The sequence below is a fragment of the Rhodococcus tibetensis genome (assembly GCF_024438035.1).
In the GTDB taxonomy this organism is placed as follows: domain Bacteria; phylum Actinomycetota; class Actinomycetes; order Mycobacteriales; family Mycobacteriaceae; genus Rhodococcus_F; species Rhodococcus_F tibetensis.
The window spans coordinates 198,192-216,449 of record NZ_JANFQF010000010.1 but is presented as its reverse complement, the minus strand read 5'-3'; the positions used below and the strand labels follow the sequence as shown (position 1 = coordinate 216,449).

At 65.8% G+C, this 18,258-nt stretch carries 18 protein-coding genes; 12 read left to right on the top strand and 6 right to left on the bottom strand.

The window, feature by feature from the left end; genetic code table 11:
- The 4 genes from NOF53_RS14335 to NOF53_RS14320 all read left to right on the top strand — a co-directional run.
- Positions 1 to 117, top strand: a 117-nt coding sequence (locus tag NOF53_RS14335) for an acyl-CoA carboxylase biotin carboxyl carrier protein subunit (RefSeq protein ID WP_255968149.1), incomplete at its 5' end; no start/stop codon positions are given.
- 61 nt (positions 118 to 178) lie between these two features.
- The gene (locus NOF53_RS14330; protein ID WP_255969460.1) at positions 179 to 574 is read left to right on the top strand and encodes a DUF1707 SHOCT-like domain-containing protein; all 396 of its coding nucleotides are present in this window, start codon (positions 179 to 181) and stop codon (positions 572 to 574) included.
- 1 nt (position 575) lies between these two features.
- Positions 576 to 914, top strand: coding sequence for a hypothetical protein (locus NOF53_RS14325; protein WP_255969417.1), 339 nt, complete (start codon positions 576 to 578; stop codon positions 912 to 914).
- A gap of 2 nt (positions 915 to 916) precedes the next feature.
- Positions 917 to 1,249 (top strand): VanZ family protein, encoded by a 333-nt coding sequence (locus tag NOF53_RS14320; RefSeq protein ID WP_255969499.1) that lies wholly within the window; start codon positions 917 to 919, stop codon positions 1,247 to 1,249.
- On the opposite strand, the gene NOF53_RS14315 is transcribed toward NOF53_RS14320, so the two are convergent.
- From NOF53_RS14315 to NOF53_RS14305, 3 genes are all read right to left on the bottom strand, one after another.
- Entirely contained in the window at positions 1,213 to 2,001 is a 789-nt protein-coding gene (locus NOF53_RS14315) for a tyrosine-protein phosphatase (RefSeq protein WP_255969415.1), read from the bottom strand. The two genes, NOF53_RS14320 and NOF53_RS14315, sit on opposite strands and share 37 nt — an antisense overlap.
- The gene (gene lat, locus NOF53_RS14310; RefSeq protein WP_255969413.1) at positions 1,998 to 3,341 is read right to left on the bottom strand and encodes an L-lysine 6-transaminase; all 1,344 of its coding nucleotides are present in this window, start codon (positions 3,339 to 3,341) and stop codon (positions 1,998 to 2,000) included. The genes NOF53_RS14315 and lat overlap by 4 nt, the downstream gene beginning before the upstream one ends.
- Positions 3,342 to 3,406: 65 nt before the next feature.
- Positions 3,407 to 3,871 (bottom strand): Lrp/AsnC family transcriptional regulator, encoded by a 465-nt coding sequence (locus tag NOF53_RS14305; protein WP_255969410.1) that lies wholly within the window; start codon positions 3,869 to 3,871, stop codon positions 3,407 to 3,409.
- 30 nt (positions 3,872 to 3,901) lie between these two features.
- Here NOF53_RS14305 and NOF53_RS14300 point away from each other — a divergent pair, with 30 nt between their 5' ends.
- The 6 genes from NOF53_RS14300 to NOF53_RS14275 all read left to right on the top strand — a co-directional run bounded on the left by NOF53_RS14300 (position 3,902) and on the right by NOF53_RS14275 (position 13,478).
- Positions 3,902 to 5,137, top strand: coding sequence for a VOC family protein (locus NOF53_RS14300; RefSeq protein ID WP_255969407.1), 1,236 nt, complete (start codon positions 3,902 to 3,904; stop codon positions 5,135 to 5,137).
- Entirely contained in the window at positions 5,134 to 6,651 is a 1,518-nt protein-coding gene (amaB, locus tag NOF53_RS14295) for an L-piperidine-6-carboxylate dehydrogenase (protein WP_255969404.1), read from the top strand. The genes NOF53_RS14300 and amaB overlap by 4 nt, the downstream gene beginning before the upstream one ends.
- Before the next feature lie 30 nt (positions 6,652 to 6,681).
- The gene (locus tag NOF53_RS14290) at positions 6,682 to 7,686 is read left to right on the top strand and encodes an acyl-CoA dehydrogenase family protein (RefSeq protein WP_255969402.1); all 1,005 of its coding nucleotides are present in this window, start codon (positions 6,682 to 6,684) and stop codon (positions 7,684 to 7,686) included.
- 84 nt (positions 7,687 to 7,770) lie between these two features.
- Positions 7,771 to 7,917 carry a hypothetical protein gene (locus NOF53_RS14285; protein ID WP_255969399.1) on the top strand — a complete coding sequence of 49 codons (147 nt, stop codon included), beginning with the start codon at positions 7,771 to 7,773 and terminating at the stop codon, positions 7,915 to 7,917.
- Positions 7,918 to 8,218: 301 nt separating this feature from the next.
- Entirely contained in the window at positions 8,219 to 12,727 is a 4,509-nt protein-coding gene (locus NOF53_RS14280; protein ID WP_255969396.1) for an ATP-dependent helicase, read from the top strand.
- Between the two features lies 1 nt (position 12,728).
- Positions 12,729 to 13,478, top strand: coding sequence for a DNA-formamidopyrimidine glycosylase family protein (locus NOF53_RS14275; RefSeq protein ID WP_255969393.1), 750 nt, complete (start codon positions 12,729 to 12,731; stop codon positions 13,476 to 13,478).
- On the opposite strand, the gene NOF53_RS14270 is transcribed toward NOF53_RS14275, so the two are convergent.
- Positions 13,475 to 14,206, bottom strand: coding sequence for a DUF1353 domain-containing protein (locus NOF53_RS14270; RefSeq protein WP_255969391.1), 732 nt, complete (start codon positions 14,204 to 14,206; stop codon positions 13,475 to 13,477). The genes NOF53_RS14275 and NOF53_RS14270 overlap by 4 nt on opposite strands.
- Positions 14,207 to 14,213: 7 nt before the next feature.
- Positions 14,214 to 14,792, bottom strand: a complete 579-nt coding sequence (locus tag NOF53_RS14265) for a TetR/AcrR family transcriptional regulator (protein ID WP_255969389.1) — start codon at positions 14,790 to 14,792, stop codon at positions 14,214 to 14,216.
- Positions 14,793 to 14,845: 53 nt separating this feature from the next.
- Between NOF53_RS14265 and NOF53_RS14260 the strand changes: the two genes are divergently transcribed.
- Positions 14,846 to 15,805, top strand: coding sequence for an oxygenase MpaB family protein (locus NOF53_RS14260; RefSeq protein ID WP_255969387.1), 960 nt, complete (start codon positions 14,846 to 14,848; stop codon positions 15,803 to 15,805).
- A gap of 183 nt (positions 15,806 to 15,988) precedes the next feature.
- On the top strand, positions 15,989 to 16,525 hold the full coding sequence (locus NOF53_RS14255; protein ID WP_255969385.1) for a hypothetical protein: 537 nt from the start codon (positions 15,989 to 15,991) through the stop codon (positions 16,523 to 16,525).
- Here NOF53_RS14255 and glpD read toward each other — a convergent pair.
- The gene (glpD, locus tag NOF53_RS14250) at positions 16,503 to 18,245 is read right to left on the bottom strand and encodes a glycerol-3-phosphate dehydrogenase (RefSeq protein ID WP_255969383.1); all 1,743 of its coding nucleotides are present in this window, start codon (positions 18,243 to 18,245) and stop codon (positions 16,503 to 16,505) included. The two genes, NOF53_RS14255 and glpD, sit on opposite strands and share 23 nt — an antisense overlap.
- Positions 18,246 to 18,258: the final 13 nt, after the last annotated feature.

Below are 18,258 nucleotides of genomic sequence, written 5' to 3'. Positions count from 1 at the left end.
GAGGCCATGAAAATGGAAAACCCCGTCAACGCCCACAAAGCCGGCACCGTCACCGGCCTGGCCGTCGAACCCGGCGCCGCCATCACCCAAGGCACCGTCCTCGCCGAACTCAAATAGCTCACTCGTGCGCACTTGCCGACCCTGCCGGGTCGGCAGGTGCGCACAGTAGTCTGTACGCATGTCCGACCTTCCCGAAATCCGCATCGGCACAGCCGAACGCGAACAGGCTCTCGACATGTTGAGCGAGCATTTCGCGGCGGGCCGTCTCACGGTCGTCGAGTTCGACGAGCGCAGTGCCACAGTGGCCAGTGCGACGACCCGCGGTGAGCTCGAGCAGGTGTTCACAGATCTCCCGGCTCCTGCTGTCGCAGCGCCGGCCAAGACACACTCCACGTCGCGGGAACCCGAGAGTGACCACAACTGGCGTCGCATCGTGATGTCGGTCATCCCGTTACTGGCGCTCGTATTGTTCTTCGTCGTCCCGGTCGACAACAGTTGGTTGTTCTTTCTGATGATCCCGGCCGCCGGCGCAATCCTCTTCGGGACGCGCGACGACCGCGATCGGGATCGCTGACATGGAACCTGTCGAGGTCAATGCCGGCGGCTGGTACCTGCGGGCCCTGCGCGCCGACGAGCGGGTCGATGACCGTCCTGCCCTGGCGGACGGCGGTATCGACGACGCCGGCTACGTCACCCGCCGCACGGCGCAGTGGTCGAGCGACGAGCATTATTCGTGGGCGATCTGTCAGCCCAACACCGGCGAACTGCTCGCCGAGGTGGGGCTCACTCCGGCCGGGGACTCTGCGACCCTCACCGGCTGGGCGCGGACCGGCCACGAGGACGCGCTCGCGAGCGGATCGGATGCAGTACAACGCTTCGCGGAGGGGGCGTTGGGGTTGACGGTCCAGCGGTGACGATGCGGTCTGTGCCGGTGGTCGCGCTCACCGGGTTGGCGCTGATCATGCTGCTTTCCCCGGCATCGGCAACGCCCTCGGGTCCCGACCATGCCGACAAGGTAGTGCACGCCCTGCTGTTCGCGGCGCTGGCGGCCGCCTCCCGGTATGCGCTCGTGACGCCACGGGTCACCGTGCTCTGGCTCGCGGCGTTCGCGGTCATCACCGAGATATTGCAGGGCGTGCTGCCGATCGGCCGGCACGGGTCGATCTGGGACCTCTGCGCCGACATGATGGGTGCGGCGCTCGGGTTGTCCGCTCAGTCCGCGATCATGCGCTCCCGCAGCAGAGTCTGAACACCCGCGTCGAGCCCGAGTCCGTCCGCAAAGTACTGCTCGACGGTCCCGTACTGCTTACGCATGGTGGCCAGGGACACCTCCAGATATTGCTCACGAACACCGAGCACGGGCTCGAGCAACGCAGGGTCCCCGCCTGCATCCGTGAACTTCTCGAAGACGCCGGCGAAGGACGGTAGCAGAAGCTCATTGGTAAGCAGGTAGTCGGAGAACACGTCTTCTTCGCTGACTCCGAGCAACAACAGCAGTGCTGCCGTGGCCCACCCAGTTCGGTCCTTCCCGGTGGTGCAGTGCACGAGGGCGGGTGTGCTGTCGTCCGCCGCGAGGTCCCGAAAGAGTTCCCGGTATGACGACACCGCGCTCGGCATCGACACGAAGTCGCGATAACTTCCCTCGAAGTATTCGATGGCGCGTCCGCCTCCGAGTTCACGTTCGGCGATCATCGGGTCGGCGATCACCTGGAGCATCTGTGCGGGGATCGACCGGATCCCCTTGTCGGCGAGCACGTCCAGGGCGACCGCGCGAGCTCCGTCCGGCAGTTTGTCGGGTGCGACTTCGCGTTCATCGGCGGTCCGCAGGTCGTACACGGTTCGAATCCCGAGGTCCGCTAGGAACGGCATGTCCGTGTCCGCCACCCGGCTGAGATCCGTCGAACGGTAGAACACCGCAGTGCGCACTTTGGCCCCGCCTTCGGTCCGATACCCGCCGACGTCTCGGAGGTTGGGCACGGAGGCGAGCGCAATGGGAGTCATGCGTCGACGGTACCGCCCACCACTCGGCCCAGTGCATCGACGGCGGCGTCGAGTTCCGCAGTGGTCACGTTCAGCGGGGGACGGAACCGTATCCCGCACTTACCGGTCGGCAGAACCAGTACCCGTTCGCGCTCCCTCAGGTCCGCGACCACTCGGTCCCGCCGAGACGTCGTCGGCAGGGTGATCGCGCACATCAGTCCGCGACCCCGCGGTTCGGTGACTTCCGGGTTGGCCAGGGCCAGGTGACGGAGTCGTTCGAGGAGATGCGCACCCACCAAGCGGGCCCGGTCCACCAGGCGATCCTCCTCGATCACCTCGAGGATTCGGCGCGACCGCACCATGTCGGTGAGGTTGCCACCCCAGGTGGAGTTGATGCGCGAACTCACTGCGAACACGTGGTCCGGGATGTCGTCGACCCGGCCACCGGCCATGATTCCGCACACCTGGGTCTTCTTCCCGAAGGCCACGACATCGGGTCGTACGCCAAGTTGCTGATATGCCCAGTTGGTTCCGGTGAGCCCACATCCGGTCTGCACTTCGTCGAGAACGAAGAGGGCGTCGTTCTCGTGACACAACTGTTTCATCGCCTGGAAGAAGTCCGGCCGGAAATGGTGGTCGCCGCCTTCTCCTTGGATCGGCTCGGCGATGAAACATGCGATGTCGGAGGGATTGTCGGCGAACGCGCGCCGCGCCTGTTCCACTGCATGCCGCTCGGCCGCCTCGATGTCACGTCCCTCGGACAGGTAGGGAGCGTCGATCCGCGGCCAATCGAATTTGGGGTATCGCGCGACTTTGCCCGGTTCGGTGTTCGTCAGCGACATCGTGTAGCCGCTTCGGCCGTGGAACGCCTCGGTCAGGTGCAGCACTTTGGTCCCCAGCGCTGGGTCGATACCGCGGTACTCGTTGAATCGACTCTTCCAATCGAACGCGACCTTGAGCGCATTCTCCACCGCGAGGGCGCCGCCGTCGACGAAGAACAGATGCGGCAGTGCGGGATCCCCCAGTACGCGGAAGAACGTATCGACGAAACGCGCCATCGGCACCGTGTAGATGTCCGAATTGCTCGGCTTGTTGATCGCCGCTTCCGCCAATTCGTCCCGGAATTTTTCGCTGTCCGCGAGTGCTGGATGATTCATGCCCAGCGCGGACGAACCGAAGAAGCCAAACATATCCAGGTAGACGGTTCCGTCTCGCTGATCGACGAGATGCGTCCCCTGAGACTGCTCGAGATCGAGCACCAAGTCGAAACCATCGACCAGTATGCGCGCACGCAGGACGTCGTGGACCTGCTCGGCGGACAACTCGCCCCCGCCTCCGGGAAATCGAATCGCTGTGCTCATATCGAGAGATTACGTCAAATTTCCGGTAAGGCGCATCCCATTCGATAAAACATCCGGCGAGGCGGCTAGCTGTCGTAAAATGTCTGCAGGATGATCGTGCTGCGAGTGTGTACGTTTGCGGTAGCGCGGATCTCTTGAAGGAGATGTTCGAGCTCCCGGGGGGACGCGACCCGCACCAGCAAGACGTAGCTTTCGTCCCCCGCCACCGAATGACAGGCCTCGATGGCAGGCAAGTGCCGCAGCCGGGCAGGCGCATCGTCCGGTTGAGACGGATCGAGAGGAGTGATGGCGACGAACGCCGACAAACCGTGCCCCAGCGCGTCGGGGTCGATCTTGGCGGTGTATCCGCGAATGATTTTTCGGGCTTCGAGCCTGCGGACCCGCGACTGGACCGCGGAGATCGACAACCCGGCCTTCTCGGCGAGGGTCGCCAAAGTCGCCCGGCCGTCGGCCACCAACTCCTGCATCAGTACTCGATCGATGTCGTCGAGAGGAGTATGGGGTGTGTCGCTGCGAAAAGAATCCACCACCAGCGCAGGCTAGCCCAGCGGAGGTGCGTCATGGTTGAAACGTGGGAGCTCCGAGCCCGCTTCGCCCGTGCGCTGTCGGCGATGTACGGCCGGGAGCTACCGGCTTACACGACGCTCGTGGAGGTGACCGCGGAGGTCAACGCCGATCTCGCCGAGCAGAACCCCGCGAAGGCGGTGCGGTTCGGTAGCTTGGACCGAGTCGCTGCGGAGCGGCACGGCGCTATCCGCTTGGGGAGTGCCGCGGAACTGCGCCAGGTCGCGATACTGTTCGCCGGATTCGGGATGCACCCTGTCGGCTTCTACGACCTGCGCGACGGCGCCTCTCCCGTACCCCTCGTGGCGACAGCCTTCCGCCCGCTCGATTCGATCGAATTGGGCCGCAACCCGTTCGGTGTCTTCACCTCGATGCTCACCACTGCCGATCGCCGGTTCTTCGACGCCGATCTGCAGGCACGCCTGGAGAACTTCCTCACCAGACGGTCGCTGTTCCCTACCGAACTCCTACATCTCGCCGCGTTGGCTGCCGAGGAGGGGGGGTTGACCGCTCCCTCCGCCGAGCGATTCGTCTCACTCGCGACGACGGTGTTCGCTCTCTCCGACGCACCGATCGACAAGGCCTGGTACTCCGAACTCGAAGCCGTGTCGCCCGTCGCCGCCGACATCGGTGTGGCGGGCACGCACATCGATCACCTCACGCCACGTGTCCTCGACATCGACGAGTTGTATCGCCGCATGACCGCGCGGGGCATCACGATGATCGACCGGATCCAGGGTCCGCCCGTGTGGGACGGGCCCGACGTTCTCGTCCGCCAGACCTCGTTCCGCGCAATGGCCGAGCCGCGCCGGTTCATCCTCCGCGACAGATCCGTCGTCGCAGGCGAGACGCGAGTGCGGTTCGGCAATGCCGAAGCTCGCGGCATCGCGCTTACGCCGGCCGGACGGGAACTCTACGACCGGTTGGCCGCCGCCGACGCCGACGCGGCCGAATGGGAGCGCGAGTTTCCGCGCACCGAACCCGAACTCGAATCCCGAGGAATGGCGTATTTCACGTATCGGCGCGAAGGGAGCCGGCACATCGCCGAACCGATCGTCTACGAAGACTTCCTTCCCGCGTCGGCGACAGACACCTGTAACCGTGCGGAGGTCGCCTTCGGCTCCGACTACCACCTACCCTGGCTCGCCGAGACACTCGGCAGACCTGTGCACGACCCGTTCGCGCTCTACCAACAGCAGCAGGACAGATCCCGAGAGAGGACACCATCGTGAACCTTCCCGCCCCCGAGGAGCTATGCCGACGCGCCGAGGAAGCACTGGTCAGGTGCGGCGCCGACATCGGCGCTGCCGGCGGTTCACTCGTGGCCCGAACTCCCGTCACCGGAACCGATCTACGGGCGGTCCGTGCGAGCAGTCCCGATGACGTCGCCGAAGCGATCTCTGCGGCACACGAGGCCTTCCTGGCGTGGCGCTCGGTCCCGGCACCTCAGCGCGGTGCCGTGGTGCGGCGACTCGGACAGCTACTGACCGAACACAAGCACGACCTGGCGGAACTCGTCACCCTCGAGGCGGGGAAGATCCCATCCGAGGCACGGGGCGAGGTGCAGGAGATGATCGACATCTGCGAATTCGCTGTCGGTCTCTCACGGCAGCTGTACGGCAGGACGATGGCATCGGAGCGTCCGGGACACCGGCTGATGGAGACGTGGCACCCGCTGGGTGTCGTTGGTGTGATCTCCGCCTTCAACTTTCCTGTCGCGGTGTGGTCGTGGAACACGGCAATAGCCTTGGTGTGCGGTGACACCGTGGTGTGGAAGCCGTCGGAGAAGACCCCGCTGACGGCGATCGCGTGCGATGCTCTGCTGGCACAAGCGGCTCACGACCTGGGAGCGCCCGCGGGCCTGCACGCACTGGTGCAGGGATCAGTGGAGGTCGGTGAGCAACTGGTGGACGACGCACGGGTCGCGTTGCTCAGTGCCACCGGATCGGTGCGAATGGGCCGCGCCGTGGGACCGCGAGTTGCCGCGCGATTCGGCAAGAGCCTGCTCGAACTGGGCGGCAACAACGGCGCCGTCGTGGCCCCGTCGGCCGATCTCGACCTCGCCGTGCGCGGAATCGTCTTCTCGGCCGCAGGGACGGCCGGCCAGCGTTGCACCTCGCTTCGTCGGTTGATCGTGCATTCCTCCATCGCGGACGAGGTGACGCACCGGATCTCTTCGGCCTATCGAACGTTGAAGGTCGGTAACCCCTTCGACGACGGCGTACTCGTCGGTCCTCTGGTGGACGAGCAGGCATTCAACGCTATGCGGACGGCCCTGGACAAGGCTCGCGCGGACGGTGGAACAGTGGTCTGCGGAGGTGAACGCCGCGGCGCGGAAAACTCCGCCTACTATGTCTCCCCTGCACTGGTACGCATGCCTGCACAGACATCGGTAGTGCAGGAAGAAACGTTCGCGCCCATCCTCTACGTCCTCACCTACGACACGTTCGACCAGGCCATCGCGATGCATAACGAAGTGCCGCAGGGACTTTCGTCTTCCATTTTCACCACCGACCAGCGTGAGGCCGAACGGTTCCTCGCCGCGGACGGTTCCGACTGCGGTATCGCGAACGTCAACATCGGCACGTCGGGAGCGGAGATCGGCGGAGCGTTCGGCGGAGAGAAGGACACGGGCGGCGGACGCGAATCCGGATCCGATGCTTGGAAGGCCTACATGCGGCGTGCCACGAACACCGTCAACTACTCCGACCAATTGCCCCTCGCACAGGGCGTCGAGTTCACCTGATCGCCCCGCTCGAGCGGCTACGCTCGGGACGTGAGCAACTGGACCGAGATGGCGCGAGAGATCGCGGAGAACGTCCTGTTCCCGGTCGCGGACAGCGTCGATACCGACGGTGAGATCCCCGACAGCCATTTCGAGACGTTGGCCGCCGACGGCTTCTACGGTCTCGCAGCGCCCGACGACGAGAGCGTGACACCGTCCGTCCTGGTCGACGTTCTGGAGACCTTGTGCGGCGGGTGCCTCGCGACGGCGTTCACGTGGATGCAGCATCACGGAGTGGTTGCCGGCCTCGCGGCGTCGCCCAACAGCACTCTGCAGGAACGGTATCTCGACGGGCTCGTCGATGGCACGGTGCGAGCGGGAGTCGCCCTGGCCGGAGCCGTTCCCGTGCCGCCCCTTCTGTGGGCGCGCCGGGTCGAGGACGGGTACGTGCTGGACGGCGTTTCACCATTCGTCACCGGCTGGGGCATCGTCGACCTGCTTCAGGTCTCGGCCCGCGACGAATTCGACGACACGATCGTGCACGTGATCATCCCGGCACAACCACTCCGCGGACTCACCGCAGCAGAACTGCCGCTGATCGCTGCCCGCGGTTCCAACACCGTTCGTCTCACCTTCGACGGGCTCGCTGTGCCAGGCGAACTGGTAAGCGCCGTCGTCTCATCCGACGACTTCGCGAAGAGCCAGCTGTTCGGGTCATGGATCAACGGGTGCATGGCCATGGGCATCACCCGCCGCGCGATCAGCGAACTCGAAGCGCTCGGGGTCGACTCGGACCCGTTCGAGGAACAGGCCGCCCGAGCACGGCTCGACCTCAACGCGGCGTTGGAAGGCCGCGCCGACATCGTCGACGCGCGTGCGCGGGCATCCGAACTCGCCGTGCGGACCGCGACCGCGCTCGTGACTGCCAAGGGCAGCTCCGCACTGATCGCGGGAAACACCGCCGAACGGCTCATGCGCGAAGCCACCTTCACGCTCGTCGCAGCGGGACGTCCGGCGATCAAAGCCGCACTGCTGGAGCGTCTCAGCCGCGACTGAGACGGTTCCGGCCGACGTGTCGGTGCGTTCGACTAGGGTCTGACAGCTCCCCCGGGCAGGCCCCTTCGACCGAAGCGAGACAACGTGTTCAGGATCGTCCGCGCAGCGGCACTGGTGTGGCTCGCGTGCCTCGTCGGTGCGTATGCCGCAGCAACCGCGCGGCCGGCCGAGACCGTCGAAGTGCCCTCGCCGTCGTACGCCCCGGTGTCGACGGATTCCGACGTCCTCTGACCGCATGATGAGGAGCCGTAACTCTTCTACGGCACAGCGGACCGCGCACATACGGGCCGGGTCGCGCATCCCGGGCCCGTGCATCCGCCATCGGCGGCGATCAACGCAAGCCGCTGACCCGCCCTGGCCAGTCGGTACCCGGCAGCTCGGGCATCGCCCCATCTGCCTACCTCCGGTTCTCCCCCGTTGCGGACAGGTTGACACCGATTCGCATCGGCAAAGGGGTCACCACGTAGATGTGCTGATTGGTTCACCGCGTAGAAGTGCGGTGTCTGTCGGACCCGCGGTGCAGTATGGAACGGTGACCGAAGTCCTCGGCAGGTTCTCTGCCGCCACCAGGGAGTGGTTCGACGGCGCCTTCCCCGCGCCGACGGACGCGCAGCTCGGTGCCTGGGAGTCGATCGCGAGCCGTGCGAACACCTTGGTGGTCGCACCCACAGGGTCGGGCAAGACCCTCTCGGCCTTCCTGTGGTCGCTCGATCAGCTCGCGGCCACGGGCGAGAAGAGCCGCTCCACCAAGGTCCTCTACATCTCACCGCTGAAGGCACTCGGCGTGGATGTCGAACGCAACCTGCGCGCGCCGCTGGTCGGCATCACCCAGACGGCGAAGCGGCTCGGTCTCACGCCGCCCGAGATCTCGGTCGGTGTCCGTTCGGGTGACACCCCGCCCGCCGACCGCCGCGCGCTGATCAAGAATCCGCCAGACATTCTCATCACCACGCCCGAGTCGTTGTTCCTCATGCTCACCTCGTCCGCACGGGAGACGCTCACTCAGGTCGACACCGTGATCGTCGACGAAGTGCACGCCGTCGCAGGAACCAAGCGCGGGGCGCACCTCGCGCTGTCGCTCGAGCGGCTCGATCGACTCCTCGAGACCCCCGCGCAGCGCATCGGACTGTCGGCGACGGTGCGCCCACACGAAGAAGTGGGGCGCTTCCTCTCCGGTTCGGCACCGATCAGGATCGTGGCTCCGCCGTCACCGAAGACGTTCGACCTGACCGTCCAGGTTCCCGTCGAGGACATGACGGAGCTGGGTCTCGCCGAGCCCGCCGAGGGGTCGGCATCGTCCACCCCGCAAGCCGGATCGATCTGGCCGCACGTCGAGGAACAGATCGTGGATCTCGTCCTCGCACACCGCTCGTCCATCGTGTTCGCCAACTCCCGACGGCTCGCGGAGCGACTCACCGCACGACTCAACGAGATCTACGCCGAACGTGGTGGCGCCGACGTGGACAGGAACCCGAAGCCGGCCTCGCAGATCGGCACTCCTTCGGAGGTCAACTTCGGCGCCGACCCTCTGCTCGCGAGGGCTCACCACGGATCGGTCAGCAAAGATCAACGAGCTCTCATCGAGGACGACCTCAAATCCGGACGACTTCGCTGTGTCGTCGCGACGAGCAGCCTCGAGCTCGGGATCGATATGGGCGCGGTCGATCTCGTGGTCCAGGTGGAGGCTCCCCCCTCTGTGGCGAGTGGCTTGCAACGTGTGGGCCGGGCCGGACACCAGGTCGGGGAGATCTCCCGCGGTGTCGTGTTCCCCAAGCACCGCACCGACCTCGTCCACTGCGCGGTTACCGTCGAACGGATGGTGACCGGCAAGATCGAGGCTCTTGCAGTGCCAGCCAATCCACTCGACATCCTTGCTCAACACACCGTTGCGGCCACTGCCCTCGAACCCCTCGACGTCGACGAGTGGTTCGAGACGGTCCGCCGCAGCGGTTCCTTCGCCTCCTTGCCGCGCTCGGCGTACGAGTCCACGCTCGACCTACTCGCCGGCCTCTATCCTTCCGACGAGTTCGCCGAACTGCGGCCCCGTCTGGTCTGGGACCGCGAAGCCAACACCCTGACGGGTCGCCCCGGCGCGCAACGCCTTGCGGTCACCTCGGGCGGCGCCATCCCCGACCGCGGACTGTTCACCGTCTACATGGTGGGCGAAAAGGCGTCTCGGGTCGGCGAGCTCGACGAGGAGATGGTGTACGAATCCCGGGTCGGGGACGTCTTCGCACTCGGTGCCACCAGCTGGCGGATCGAGGACATCACTTTCGACCGGGTGCTGGTGAGCCCGGCGTACGGTCAGCCCGGCCGGCTTCCCTTCTGGCACGGCGACGGCCTCGGCCGCCCGGCGGAACTCGGTGAGGCGCTCGGACAGTTTCTCCGGGAGATTTCGCTCGGCCACGAAACAGAGGTAAAGGAACGGTGCCTCACCGGAGGTCTGGACGACAACGCCACGAACAATCTGGTTCAGCTGGTCAACGAACAGAAGACCGCCACCGGTCAGGTTCCCACCGACCGCACCCTCGTGGTCGAACGATTCCGCGACGAGCTCGGTGACTGGCGTCTGATCCTTCATTCCCCGTATGGACAACGCGTGCACGCACCGTGGGCCCTGGCCGTCAGTGCCCGGCTCAGTGAGCGTCACGGTCTCGACTCCAACGCGACTGCATCGGACGACGGCATCATCGTCCGCCTTCCCGACACCGAGGACACGCCGCCAGGGGCAGATCTCTTCGCCTTCGACAGCGACGAGATCGAGGACATCGTCACCGAACAGGTGGGCGGGTCCGCATTGTTCGCCTCGCGGTTCCGTGAATGCGCCGCCCGCGCGTTGCTGTTGCCACGCCGCAATCCGGGGAAACGCGCGCCGCTGTGGCAGCAGCGTCAACGTTCGGCGCAGCTCCTCGACGTCGCACGCAAGTATCCGACGTTTCCGATTCTGCTCGAGACCGTGCGCGAATGCCTGCAGGATGTGTACGACCTTCCTGCGCTGAAGGATTTGTTCCGCCGGATGGCACGTCGCCAGATCCGCATCGTCGAGGTCGAGACCCAGTCACCGTCACCTTTCGCCGGGGCGTTGCTGTTCAACTACGTCGGCGAATTCATGTACGAGGGTGACAGCCCGCTGGCCGAACGCCGTGCCGCCGCCCTGTCTCTCGATTCGGCCCTGCTCGCGGAACTTCTCGGTCGTGTCGAGTTGCGCGAGCTTCTCGATGCCGACGTCATCGCGCAAGCGGAGCTGGAGTTACAACGCCTCCTCCCGGACCGCAAGGCGAAAGACATCGAGGGCGTCGCCGACCTGCTCCGCCTCCTCGGTCCCCTCAAGACCGAGGAGGTCACCGCACGCTCGACGCAGGATCCCACACAGTGGCTGGACGAGCTGGTCCGCGCCAAGCGGGCACTTGCCGTCTCCTTTGCCGGTGCCCACTGGTGGACGGCCATCGAGGACGCCGCACGCCTGCGCGACGGACTGGGTGTCCCGCTGCCCATCGGCACCCCGGCCGCATTCATCGAGCCCGTAGACGACCCGCTCGGTGACCTCCTCAGCCGATACGCGCGCACGCACGGACCGTTCACACTCGGTGATGCGGCCGGGCGCTTCGGAATCGGATCCGCTGTCGCGCGCGACGTTCTGCAACGACTCGCCTCGGACAAGCGGGTCATGGAGGGCGAATTTCGCCCCGGTGTCTCCGGGAGCGAATGGTGCGATGCGGAGGTCCTCCGCCGCCTCCGGAGGCGTTCACTGGCTGCCGCACGCCAGGAAGTGGAGCCCGTCAGCACTGCCACATTGGGCCGCTTCCTCCCGAGTTGGCAACATGTCGGCGGTACCCTGCGGGGCATCGACGGCGTTGCCACCGTGGTGGAACAGCTTGCCGGCGTCCCCGTTCCCGCGTCGGCACTCGAGTCGCTGATCTTGCCGTCCCGCGTGGCCGATTATTCCCCCGCGATGCTCGACGAACTGACCTCCACCGGAGAAGTGTTGTGGTCGGGCGCGGGCAACATCTCGGGGAAGGACGGGTGGGTGTGTCTCCATCCGGCCGACACCGCACCCCTGACTCTGACGACCCCCGCCGAGTCGGATCTGTCCGACGGGCAACGGCGCATTCTGGACACGCTGGCCGGCGGTGGTGCGTACTTCTTCCGTCAGCTCGCCGACACCCTCGAGATGTCCGATGACAGTGCACTGGCCACTGCGCTGTGGGATCTCGTATGGCTCGGGCACATCGGCAACGACACCCTCGCCCCGTTGCGCGCTCTCCTGTCGGACACGTCGAGAACCACCACCAGCCATCGCTCACCGCGCCGTCCGCCGCGCGCCCGCGCCTACCGCAGCCTCGCGACCCCGGTTCGCACGGCGCCGCCCACCGTGGGTGGCCGGTGGTCGATCCTTCCAGGCGCCGAGACCGATGCCACCCTGCGTGCGAGCGCTACCGCCGAACTTCTGCTCGAACGCTATGGCGTGGTGACGCGCGGATCCGTGATGACCGAGAACGTTCCAGGCGGATTCGCCTTGATGTACAAGGTGCTGGGCACTTTCGAGGACAACGGTCGGTGCCGGCGCGGACACTTCGTCGATTCTCTCGGTGGCGCACAGTTCTCCACCCCCCACGTGGTGGACAGGTTGCGGAGCTACGGTGATTCACTCGAAGGCCGGCACACTGCGCTGCCTGCCGTGACACTCGCGGCAAGCGACCCCGCCAACCCGTACGGCGCCGCACTCCCCTGGCCGAAGCGCAGCGACGACTCGCCAGGTCACCGTCCTGGGCGCAAGGCGGGCGGACTGGTGGTCCTCGTCGAGGGGGAGCTGATTCTGTTCGTGGAGCGCGGCGGGCGAACAGTCCTGACCTTTACCGAAGATCCCGGTGTCCTGCGCACTGCGGCGGCGGCTCTCGCCGGAGTGGTCAAGCGCCGGGGAATCGACCGGATCGTGGTGGAGAAGGTCGACGGCGACACCATCCATGGGAGCGAATTCGCGCCGATCCTCACCGAGGCGGGGTTCGCACCGACGCCCCGCGGCTTCCGGTTGCGAGCCTGACATGCCCGAAGGTGACACCGTCTGGCGCACAGCCAACTCGCTCCGCGACGCACTCGAAGGTCATGTACTGACCAAATGTGATGTGCGGGTTCCGCGTTACGCCACCGTCGACCTGTCCGGGTCGAAGGTCGAGGAAGTAGTCAGCCGCGGCAAACATCTCCTCATCCGGGTCGGTGAGTACTCCATTCACACCCATCTGAAGATGGAGGGTGCATGGCATATCTACAGGCCGGATGCGCGATGGCGTCGTCCCACGCATCAAGCCCGCATCGTGCTGGCCACCGAAAAACTTGTCGCCGTAGGGTTCTCTCTCGGCATCACCGAAATACTCGATCGCGATGCGGAAGACTCCGCGGTCGGTCACCTCGGGCCCGACCTTCTCGGGCCGGACTGGGACGCGGGCACTGCCGTCCGCAATCTACGTGCGGCCGGTGATCAACCCATCGGCGTGGCCCTCGTCGATCAGCGCAACCTCGCGGGCCTCGGCAATGTCTATCGCAACGAGGTGTGCTTCCTCCGGGGCGTCGATCCCTTCACCCCGGCGCGCGAGGTGGCGAACATACCGGCGATGGTCGCGCTTGCTCACCGCATGATCCACGCTGACAAGAACAATCCGATCCGGCACCGCCCGTGGGTGTACGGCCGCGCGGGTAAGCGTTGCCGCCGGTGCGGAACGGAGATCCGAAGCCGGGAACTCGGGCAGCAGGACATCTATTTCTGCACCTACTGCCAGCCACCGTTCGACAGCTAGCGCAACACCGAGGTCGGCGGTCCGAGCGGCGGAGGCTTCCGAGTCACTCGACGGCCGAACAACCAGGCGGTGCCATCCGGTACCCACAACACCGCCGCGGTCACCAGCGTCAACAAATATGTCGGCGCGACCACCGGAAGGAGTATGCACCCGAGGAGTGCCACGGGAAAGTCCCTGCGCCACAAAAGGGATAGCGCACTGGGAAGCGCGAGCAGGCCGACCGCTGCCCCATAGTGGGATGTGGCGATCGCCCACGGAACTCCTACCACCCAGCACACCATCCCGAGAATGTGGTGGGCAATCAGCAGGAACCTGGTATACGTCGTGAAGGTCCAGAACCGGCCGACCTCCACGCCGACCCAGAAGATCCGGCTGCGAAACGGTCCGACGCCCTCGTCGAGTAGCGCAGTTCGGAACAACTCGTCAGCCCGGCGGCGTAGCGACATGCCGGACTTCCCCTGAGCTTTCGCGCGGTGACAGAGATCGTCGTGCATGATCGCGGGAAGCAATTGGCGGCCGTACGGGGTGAGCAGCCCTTGAAGTGGCGCAGGCACGGAGGCGAGGTCGGTCCGGACAACGCACGGCTGCGGCGCGCAACCGGGCACGGTCACCACCGTCTCGCCGTGGACGTACACGAAGTGATCGGTGAGCTGGAAGTACCTGTGGTCGAGCACTCGAAGGGACGGTTTCGGACGAGTCGGGTCGTCCACGGACACCTGAAACGGCATGCTCACCTCACTCGTGGCCGGACCTGTTGGCCTCCATCACCAGAGTGACGCAATGGGCGACGAATTGCTCGCGCGACGCGGCAACAGTTCCATCGAGATATCCGATGAACAACGTCGTGAGCGCCCCGACGACGCCGATCGCGACGAGCTGTTTCTCGACCTCGTCGTCCACGGCCGAGAGCTGGTCGTGAACAAGCCCGACGAATCCGGGCATGAGGTCCATTCCACGCCGGCTCAGCGCGGGCTCGGACAGGGGCGCGAGCAGCAGCACCCGGCCCCTCTCGGGGTTGTCCACCATCAATTCGACGAAGGCTTCGACGGCGGCCTCGGCTCGCTCCCTCGCCGTGCGGGTCGACGCCACCGCGCCCAGCAGCGCCGCCTGTGCCTCGTCGCCGACGGTGGCGTAGACGGATCGAACGAACTCGTCGCGGTCGGTGAAGGACTCGTAGAAATAGCGCTCGGTCAACGATGCAGTACGGCAGACGGCCCGGACGTTGACCGCGGGACCGCAAGGCCCGCCGAGGAGGGAAATACCGACCCGCAGGAGCGCCGCTCGCCGGGCTTCGCGGCGGTCTTCCAACGTCACGTCCCCAGCTCCCACTCTTGACTACGCACGTTGTCAGATCCTAGTCTGACAACGTGCGTAGTCAAACGAACTCGGAGGGTGCGTCCGTGCAGGCCACCGCTCCCACCCCGCTCGGACCTGATTCGCTGACCTGGAAGTACTTCGGCGACTGGCGGGGAATGCTGCAAGGCGTCTGGGCCGGCTCGATGCAGAACATGCATCCGGGGCTCGGCGCTGGAGTCGAGGAACATTCCGAGTTCTTCGACGAACGGTGGGAGCGCCTGTACCGCTCGCTCTACCCGATCGGAGGCGTGGTCTTCGACGGCGACCGCGCCCAGCAGACTGCAGAGCAGGTCCGGGGATACCACAACACCATCAAGGGTGTCGACAAACACGGACGGAAGTACCACGCCCTAGATCCCGACACCTTCTATTGGGCGCACGCCACGTTCTTCATGGGCACAATCCTCACGGGCGACAATTTCATGGGCGGCCTCACCGAGGAGCAGAAGCGGCAACTGTTCACCGAACACATCCAGTGGTACCGCCTGTACGGGATGAGCATGCGCCCGGTCCCGGAGACCTGGGAAGCGTTCCTCGAGTATTGGGACCACATGTGCCGCAACGTCCTCGAAGACAACAAGGCTACCCGTGACGTCCTCAACCTTTCCGGCCTGGGCGTCCCACCGCTCCTGACGTGGCTCCCCGACCGGGTGTGGGCGATCCTGCGCATCCCGGTCGCCAGGGGATTCGTCTGGCTGACAGTGGGGATGTACGACGAACCGGTACGCGAGCGCCTCGGATACCGCTGGACGGCACGCGATGAGCGACTGCACACCCTGGTCGGCCGGACCGTGAACGCGCTGTTCCGTCTCGTCCCGTGGCGATACCGTTACCATCCCCGCGCTCGCGCCGGATGGGACCGTGCGACCGGACGCACCCGCAAGGACGCCCCGCTCGTGCATACGCCGCCGCGCAACCTGCCGCCCCTCGAGCGTCGCGACGATCCGAAGCACTACAGCCCTCGGGTGTGATTCCCAGGGAGAACACAGGCAACGCCCACAGTGCTCACGGATTCACCGGCAATGCTCGAGAACATGGAACTCTTCGCTGTTGCAGCTCTCCTCGTCATGGCTCTTTCGGGAGTTGTCGCCGCCCACGCCCCGAAATCGCTCGTCCACACCCGCTGACCGCCGAGATCGTGGAATGCTCGAAGGATGGAGTGGGACCTTCCGAGGCTCTTGAATCGCCCGCCGCTGATCAGCGACGAACCGCTGTCGCCCGACCATGCGGCAAGCCGCATCAGCGCGTACATCTACGGCAACATCTTGGTGCTCGCCGCGCTCATCCCCGTCACGAAATCCCAGGAGACCCTGGGCATCGCCATCGTCGTCGGTGCCGCACTGTCCACGTTCCTCGCCCACGTGTTCGCCGAGTCCGTGGGCCAGACCCTCCGGCTCGGCAGATCATTGTCCAGCACCGAGCGCGTACGGGAGCTGCGGGACGGTCTCCCCGTCCTGACATCCGCGGTGGTGCCCACCGTGATCCTCTGCACAGCCCTGCTGGGCTGGCTGGAGCCGAGAACCGCGCAACTGACCGCCGAGATCGTCATGATCGCCCGTATCGGGTCGATCAGCTACGTGATCAGCCGTCTCCGCCGCGAAAAAGTCACGAACGGCACGCACCTCGCCGCGTTGGGCCTCGCCGTGATCGCGACGATCATCGTGGTCATCAAGGTATTTCTGACACACTGACCGGCGGTTCGAGCAATTCGACGCGGGATTCGGGTGCCGCCGCCCGCAAGGCATCCGCGGAGAGGTCGTCCGGTTGGGCTTGAGACTGCACCTCCGCCTCCACTCGCGCACGGTAGGTTTTCACCTCACGGTCGACCGTGTCGGCATCCCACCCGAGGACTCGGGCCACCAATTGTGCGACCTGCTCGGCGCAGTTCACGCCCCGATGCGAGTACTCGATCCCGATGCGCGTTCTCCTGGTCAGGATGTCGTCGAGGTGCAGCGCCCCCTCCGCCGCGGCGGCATAGACCACTTCGACCTGAAGGTAGGCCGGTGCGTCGGTAATTGGTTGCAGCAGTTCGGGTTTGCCCTCCGCGAGGTCGAGCACTTCACCGATCAGGGAACCGTACCGATCGAGGAGATGCTTGACGCGATAGGGGTGTAGTCCGTACAGCTGACCGAGGTTGACGGTCTGGTTCACGAGCGCGTAGTAACCGTCTGCACCTGCCAGCGGCACCTTCTCGGTGATCGAAGGCGCGACCCGGGCGGGGATGTCGTCCGCAGCCAGGTCGACCGCGTCCTCGGCCATCACCCGATATGTGGTGTATTTGCCGCCCGCGATCGCGACCAGTCCGGGCGCGACACGCGCGACCGCATGCTCGCGCGACAACTTGGAGGTCTCGTCGCTCTCCCCCGCCAGGAGGGGGCGTAGGCCTGCGTACACCCCGTCGATGTCTTCGTGCGTGAGGGCCGTCACCAGGACCTTGTTGACGTGCCCCAGGATGTAGTCGATGTCAGCTTTGGTGGCCGCCGGATGGGCGAGGTCGAGATTCCAGTCCGTGTCGGTGGTCCCGATGATCCAGTGGCTGCCCCACGGGATCACGAACAGCACCGACTTCTCGGTCCGCAGGATGATGGCGGCATCGCTCACGATTCGATCCCGCGGCACGACGATGTGCACACCCTTGGACGCGCGGACGCGGAATCGGCCGCGCTGGCGGGACAGCGCCTGGATCTCGTCCGTCCAGACGCCGGTCGCATTGATGACGACGTGCGCCTTCACCTCCGCGGTACGGCCGTCCTCGCAGTCACGGAGCCGGACCCCGGACACGCGATCGGCTTCCCGGAGGAATCCCACGACCTGAGTGGACGTGCGTACCACCGCTCCATAATGGGCAGCGGTGCGGGCGACGGTCATGGTGTGGCGAGCATCGTCCACGACGGTGTCGTAGTACTGGATGCCGCCGGTCAACGAGTTCCGCTTGAGGCCAGGCGCCATCCGCAGGGCGCCTGCCCGGGTGAGATGTTTCTGAGCGGGCACCGATTTGGCCCCGCCCATCCTGTCGTAGAGGAAGATCCCCGCCGCCATATAGGGGCGTTCCCATACCCGGTGAGTGATGGGAAAGAGGAACTTGAGCGGTTTCACGAGATGGGGCGCCAGCGTGGTCAGCGACAGTTCGCGTTCGCGTAGGGCTTCCCGGACCAGTCCGAATTCGAGTTGCTCGAGGTACCGCAACCCGCCGTGGAACATCTTCGACGAGCGGCTCGAGGTTCCGGACGCATAGTCGCGCGCCTCGACCAGGGCGACCTTGAGCCCGCGGGTGGCCGCGTCGAGTGCCGCACCGGCACCGACGACACCGCCGCCGATCACGACGACGTCGAACTGTTCGGTTTGCAGCTTCTCCCACGCAGCATCGCGCTGCACTGGACCGAGAAACTGCACACCTGGCGAACTACTCAACTCGGGCTCCTGT

What these genes read in the sequence shown, in the direction of transcription:
- NOF53_RS14325 (WP_255969417.1), top strand. Translation starts at nt 576, where the DNA reads ATGGAACCTGTCGAGGTCAATGCCGGCGGCTGGTACCTGCGGGCCCTG.
- NOF53_RS14255 (WP_255969385.1), top strand. Translation starts at nt 15,989, where the DNA reads ATGGAGTGGGACCTTCCGAGGCTCTTGAATCGCCCGCCGCTGATCAGC.
- lat (WP_255969413.1), bottom strand. Translation starts at nt 3,341, where the DNA reads ATGAGCACAGCGATTCGATTTCCCGGAGGCGGGGGCGAGTTGTCCGCC.
- NOF53_RS14300 (WP_255969407.1), top strand. Translation starts at nt 3,902, where the DNA reads ATGGTTGAAACGTGGGAGCTCCGAGCCCGCTTCGCCCGTGCGCTGTCG.
- NOF53_RS14320 (WP_255969499.1), top strand. Translation starts at nt 917, where the DNA reads ATGCGGTCTGTGCCGGTGGTCGCGCTCACCGGGTTGGCGCTGATCATG.
- NOF53_RS14275 (WP_255969393.1), top strand. Translation starts at nt 12,729, where the DNA reads ATGCCCGAAGGTGACACCGTCTGGCGCACAGCCAACTCGCTCCGCGAC.
- NOF53_RS14270 (WP_255969391.1), bottom strand. Translation starts at nt 14,206, where the DNA reads ATGCCGTTTCAGGTGTCCGTGGACGACCCGACTCGTCCGAAACCGTCC.
- NOF53_RS14315 (WP_255969415.1), bottom strand. Translation starts at nt 2,001, where the DNA reads ATGACTCCCATTGCGCTCGCCTCCGTGCCCAACCTCCGAGACGTCGGC.
- NOF53_RS14330 (WP_255969460.1), top strand. Translation starts at nt 179, where the DNA reads ATGTCCGACCTTCCCGAAATCCGCATCGGCACAGCCGAACGCGAACAG.